Origin of the sequence: Actinomyces sp. oral taxon 849 str. F0330, assembly GCF_000239715.1 — a bacterium.
Lineage (GTDB): Bacteria > Actinomycetota > Actinomycetes > Actinomycetales > Actinomycetaceae > Actinomyces > Actinomyces johnsonii.
In genome coordinates this window covers 19,861-21,270 of sequence record NZ_JH470358.1, presented here as the reverse complement: position 1 = coordinate 21,270, position 1,410 = coordinate 19,861, and the positions used below count along the sequence as shown (strand labels likewise).

The 1,410-nt window shown below is 74.6% G+C and carries 2 protein-coding genes; one reads left to right on the top strand and one right to left on the bottom strand.

The window, feature by feature from the left end; translation table 11 throughout:
• Positions 1–257: hypothetical protein (locus HMPREF0975_RS16855; RefSeq protein ID WP_232212533.1), on the bottom strand; the 257-nt coding region annotated here is incomplete at its 3' end.
• A gap of 82 nt (positions 258–339) precedes the next feature.
• Between HMPREF0975_RS16855 and HMPREF0975_RS16295 the strand changes: the two genes are divergently transcribed.
• Positions 340–1,410 (top strand): hypothetical protein (locus tag HMPREF0975_RS16295; protein ID WP_442852335.1); only part of this gene is annotated, 1,071 nt, incomplete at its 3' end.

Below are 1,410 nucleotides of genomic sequence, written 5' to 3'. Positions count from 1 at the left end.
GCTCCGGCGGATTCTCCGGCGCCGACGTCCACATCGGCTCCGGCAGCGGGCTCGGCGTCGGTCGCACAGGCCGGCCCCGGCGTTGACCGGGACGTCCCGAACGATGACGGCTCGCCCCGCGGGACCGTCTCCACCACCTCCTCGACCTCCGCCTCACCGGGTCCTTCCGCGCCCTCGGCTGCGGCGACGCCACGCCAACGCCCGACTGAGCAGCCCTCAGACACCAGGCCGGCCGGCGCCCAGGCTGCTCCGAGCACGCCTGCGGCACCCGGGGCTTACGGGGGCGCGAGTGCTTCCGGTGCGACCGGCCAGGGTGGGGCCGAGGCGGCCGATGCGGAGATGATCCGCACCCGCTGGGAGGAGGTCCTCGAAGCAGCCAAGCGCTCGCGGCGCGCGACCTGGGCACTGGTCGGCCCCAACTCTCGGCCGGGCACCGTCTCCGGGGGCGTCTTCACCCTGCTGTTCACCGCGCCCGGCCTCGTGGGAGCCTTCGAGAACGGCGGACACGGCCCCATCTTCTCCGCGGCCCTCCACCAGGCCCTCGGCCTGCGCCTGGAAGTGCACGCCATCGTCGCAGGCGACGACGGCAATGGCCCCGGTGGATCGGGCGGCTCCGGTGGATCGGGCGGACCTGGCGGATCCGGCGGCGACTCCCACCGTGCCGCCGGTCCTGGTGGTCCGGTTGGAGGTAGTGCCGTGGGCGGTACCGGCCGCAGTGGCGATAGAGGGCCGCAGGGCTTCTACAGCGCCGGTCCATCCGCGAGCCCGTCCAGCGCCCCTCCCCAGACGAGCGCCGTCGACCCCGTCGCTCACGGTGACGAGGCGCCCGGCCTCAGCGCCCCCAGCGCTGGTCACGCCCACGACTCGATGGAACCCGGCCCTGCCCCCAGCAGGGGGAACGATGCCGGTGCGCCCGACATCCGCGATCGAGCCGGTGATGACGCCACTCATGGCAGTGCTGCCGACGCCGATCGGCCCGCCCAGGGCCCAGCGGCACAGTCGCCCGCTGCCGCACCAGCACGGCCGACCGACGTCGAGCCAGCTGACCGTCCCGAGGCGCACAAGCCCGTCTCCACCACCTGGGACGACGGCTCGCCGATCTTCGAGCCCCCGGCCGAGGACGAGTGGGTCGGCGATCCCTACGCCGGGGACCCCGGATACGCCGACCCCGTCGAGCCCGCCGGACCGCTCTCCGCTCCAGCGCCCGGTGCGCGCGCCGGAGCAGCCACGTCCCAGTCGTCTGAGGCGCAGCACGGTCCCGGGTCGTCTGAGTTTCAGGCCGTTTCCCCGGCTTCCTCCACCTCTTCTCCCGCAGCGCCCCCGGCGGCGCCCGCCGTCCATACGCTCCCGACGGCCTCGGTCCCTGCAGCAGCCTCGGACCCCGATGACGGGTGGGGACCCGTCGCGATC